Here is a 3,991-nt window from a genome sequence, read left to right as displayed (position 1 = left end):
GAACTCTGCCTGTTCGTGCGCGGCGAGGAGCACCTGGCCTTCGCGCAGGCGCTGCGCGCGCCGGCGCTGGCGCCGCACGTGCGGCTGCACTTCGACGCCGGCGACGCTTCGCAGAAGATCGATCTGAGGCAGTTGCTGGCGCGGCACGACCCGGGCACCCACCTCTACGTCTGCGGTCCGGCCGGCTTCATGCAGGCGGTTCGCACAGCGGCCGCCCACTGGCCCGAGGACGTGGTGCACACCGAGTACTTCGCGGCCCCCGCCGATGCCGCGGGCGGCACCGGCAAGCCCTTCGTGCTGCGGCTCGCGCAGCGCAACATCCGCGTGCCGGTGGCCGGCGACCAGAGCGCGGTCGACGCGCTGCGTGGCTTCGGCATCGACATCCCGGTGTCGTGCGAGCAGGGCCTGTGCGGCACCTGCGTGGTGGGCTGCGAGGGCGAGGGCGCGGAGCATCGCGATTTCTGCCTCACCGGCAGCGAGCGCGCCCACAAGGTGGCGCTGTGCTGCTCGCGCGCCAAGGGCGAGGAACTGGTGATCGAACTGTAGGCGGCCCGCGCGGCTGCCTTGTTACCCTGTACATCCGATGACCACCGCACCGAACAGCGACGCCGCAAATGCACCGGACGAGTCCCTCGACGCGCCCGCCACGCGCGGCCGGGCGCGCAAGTACACCCAGCTGCAGGCCCTGATCCACCAGGCCGCGGTGGAGGTGTTCGCCAGCGAGGGCCTGGCCGGCGCCTCGACCCAGGCCATCGCCGACAAGGCCGGCTTGTCGAAGGCGCAGCTGCACTACTACATCGAGAGCAAGGAGGCGCTGTACCGGCAGGTGCTGCAGGGGATCATCGACGACTGGATCGGCGTCTTCGGCTTCAGCGACGAGGCCTTCGGGCCGCGCAAGGTGCTCAGCGACCTGATCCATCGCAAGATGATGTTCTCGTTCGAACACCCGCTGCGCTCGAGGATCTTCACGGCCGAGATGATGCGCGGCGCACCAGTGCTGCGGCCGCTGATGGGCCACAGCCATGAGCGCACCGACCAGGCGGCGGCGGTGATCCAGAACTGGATCGACCAGGGCCTGATGGACCCGGTGGACCCGATGCTGCTGCTGTTCCATCTGTGGGCCGTGACGCAGTTCTATGCGGACCACGCGACGCAGGTCGCGCTGTTCAGGAGAATGCCGGAGAGCGACGACAAGGACCGCCGCTACCTGATCGAGCAGGTGACCGCGTTCCTGCTGAAGGGCGCCGGGGTCCGCTAGAGGCCGCGGATGCCAAAGCTTGATGCCGCGGGGTGGCACCAAGTCGGCCTTTGGTCGATCATCGGGTCCACGCCGATGCAGCCATGCGCTGCCGGCGCACACCCGCAATGCCCAGCGCCTTCGACTTCGACCACTCGCCCTTCGACTGCCTGACGCCCGAAGAGCGCGAACGGGTGCGCGCGCAGGTCGACATCGCCTACTTCCGCGAGGGCGAGGCGATCCTCGAGGCCGGCATGGCCCCGACCCACCTGTTCGTCGTCATCAAGGGCTTCGTGCGGCAGTTCGCGCCGGGCGACAGCGAACCGGTCGCCAGCTTCGGCCCGCACGACACCTTCGACGGCCGCAGCCTGGTGGCCGGGCAGGTCAGCGGGCGCTTCGTGGCGGCCGAGGAGGTGCTGGCCTACCAACTCGCGCGCGAGGCGGTGAACGAACTGATCGCACGCAACGCGGCCTTCGGTGCCCTGCTGTTCTCCGACCTGTCGAACAAGCTGGCCACCATCGCGGGCCGCCGCGGCCAGCACGAGCTCCAGTCGCTGGCCCTGGCGCGGGTCGATGCGATTCCCGTGCGGGCGCCGCACTTCGTCGACGCCGACTGCGACGTTCTCTCGGTCGTGCGCCTGCTGCAGGCCGAGCGCAGCACCAACGTGCTGGTGCGCGACCTGGCCGGCGGCGCGCCGCGCCTGGGCATCTTCACCGTGACGGCGCTGCAGCGCGCGGTGCTGCATGGCACCCCGCTGGACCGGCTGCCGGTGCGCGAGGTGAGCAGCTTCGGCCTGATCACCGTCAACGCCGCCGATCCGGTGGGCGACGCGCTGACCGTCATGGTGCGGCACAAGGTGCACCGCGTGGTCGTGATGGCCGGCAACGGCGGCGGGGAGGTCCTGGGCGTGCTGGAGGCGCTCGACCTGTTCAGCTTCCTCTCCAACCACTCCTACCTGATCAACCGCGAGATCGCCGAGGCGCAGGACCTCGAGGCCCTGGCCCGGGCCAGCGGGCACGTCACGCAGCTGGTGGGCCTGCTGCACGGCGGCGGCACCCGGGTCGGGCAGATCGCCACGCTGGTGCAGGCACTCAACGCCCAGTTGTTCCAGCGCGCCTGGGCGTTGATCGCGCCGCCGGCGCTGGTCGCCAACAGCTGCCTGTTCGTGATGGGCAGCGAGGGGCGCGGCGAGCAGTTGCTGAAAACGGACCAGGACAACGGCCTGCTGCTGCGCGACGGCTATGCGCCGCCGGCCGACCTGGACGAGATCTGCGCCCGCCTGACGCGCACACTGATCGAATTCGGCTACCCCGAATGTCCCGGCGGCATCATGGTCTCGAGTCCGCAGTGGCGCGGCAGCCAGGCCGAGTTCGGAGAACGCGCCTGCCAGTGGCTGCTGCAGGCCGATGGCGAGCGGCTGATGGCACTGGCGATCTTCCTCGATGCCCACGCAGTGTCCGGCGACGCCGCGCTGCTGGCCGGCGTGCGGGCCCGATTGTTCTCTCTGGCCACCGACAACGACGCCATGCTGGCGCGATTCGCCGCGGCGATCGATGCCTTCGCCGACGACCCGCGCTGGTGGCAGCGCCTGTTGACGCTTGGCGAGCAAGCCGGGCAGCGCTTCGACATCAAGAAGCAGGGCCTGTTCCCGATCGTGCATGGCGTGCGCAGCCTGGCCCTGCGCGCGGGCCTGGACACGAGCTCCACCACGGGGCGCCTCGAGGCCCTGGCCGCCGGCGGCCACATCGAGCGCGAGCTCGCCACCGACGTGCTCGAGAGCCTCTATTTCTTCATGGGCCTGAGGCTCAAGGCCGGACTGGCGGAACAGGAGGCCGGGCACACGGTGACGGGCCAGATCGATCCGGCCCGCATGAGCAGTCTCGAGCGCGACCTGCTCAAGGACACGCTGGAGGTGGTCAAGCGCTTTCGCCGCATGCTGCGCCTGAGCTTCCGGCTGGACGCGCTGTGACCGGCTGGCTCTCCGCCCTCAAGCGCTGGTGGCTGCTCCAGCACCTGGGCGACCCGCGCTTTCGCTTCATGTGGGATCCGCCGCCCGCCGACGAGTGGGTGGCGATCGACTGCGAGACCACCGGACTGGACCCGCGGCGCGACGAGATCGTCGCGATCGCCGCAGTGCGCATCCAGGGCAACCGGGTGATGTGCAGCGAGCGGCTCGAGCTGCTGGTGCGGCCCGAACGCCGCAGCGTCGCCGCCGGCAGCGTGCGCGTGCACCAGCTGCGCGAGCGCGACCTGGCGCAGGGCCTGACGGCCGACGCCGCGGTGCAGCGCCTGATGCACTTCATCGGCAGCCGGCCCCTGGTGGGCTACTACCTCGAGTTCGACGTCGCGATGATCGACCGCGTGCTGTTTCCGATGCTGGGCATGGGCCTGCCGCAGCCGAAGATCGAGGTCTCGGCGCTCTACTACGACCACGTGAACCGGCGCCGTTCGCCGCACCTTCGCAATGGCGACATCGACCTTCGCTTCGCCGCCATCATGGCGGCGCTGGACCTGCCGCAGCGCCCGGCGCACGATGCACTGAACGATGCGGTGATGGCGGCACTGGCCTTCCTCAAGCTGCGCGCACTGGCGTGAGATGGCCCCCACGCTCCCTCACTTCGTGTGGTCGCTGCCCCCCGGGGGGGCCGCAGGCCGCCTTGGGGCGGCCCRGCGCCGGCCTGGCCCCCACGCTCCCTCACTTCGTGTGGTCGCTGCCCCCCGGGGGGGCCGCAGGCCGCCTTGGGGCGGCCCGG

4 protein-coding genes are annotated in these 3,991 nt (G+C 70.6%); all 4 read left to right on the top strand.

The annotated features are described in order from the left end of the window. A partial coding sequence (locus AC1D2K_RS31430; protein ID WP_478093942.1) for a flavin reductase family protein occupies positions 1–546 on the top strand: 546 nt, incomplete at its 5' end. A 37-nt stretch (positions 547–583) separates the two neighbouring features. After that, the gene (locus AC1D2K_RS31425) at positions 584–1,258 is read left to right on the top strand and encodes a TetR family transcriptional regulator C-terminal domain-containing protein (RefSeq protein WP_478093941.1); all 675 of its coding nucleotides are present in this window, start codon (positions 584–586) and stop codon (positions 1,256–1,258) included. A 107-nt stretch (positions 1,259–1,365) separates the two neighbouring features. Next, positions 1,366–3,207 carry a putative nucleotidyltransferase substrate binding domain-containing protein gene (locus AC1D2K_RS31420; protein ID WP_478093939.1) on the top strand — a complete coding sequence of 614 codons (1,842 nt, stop codon included), beginning with the start codon at positions 1,366–1,368 and terminating at the stop codon, positions 3,205–3,207. Next, positions 3,204–3,833, top strand: coding sequence for a 3'-5' exonuclease (locus AC1D2K_RS31415; RefSeq protein ID WP_478093937.1), 630 nt, complete (start codon positions 3,204–3,206; stop codon positions 3,831–3,833). Before AC1D2K_RS31420 ends, AC1D2K_RS31415 begins: the two co-directional genes overlap by 4 nt. Positions 3,834–3,991 lie beyond the last annotated feature (158 nt).

Source organism: Variovorax sp. P1_H12_2, assembly GCF_056405335.1.
Note: the sequence above shows the minus strand (reverse complement) of the source record. Positions and strands in the feature narration are given on the sequence as shown.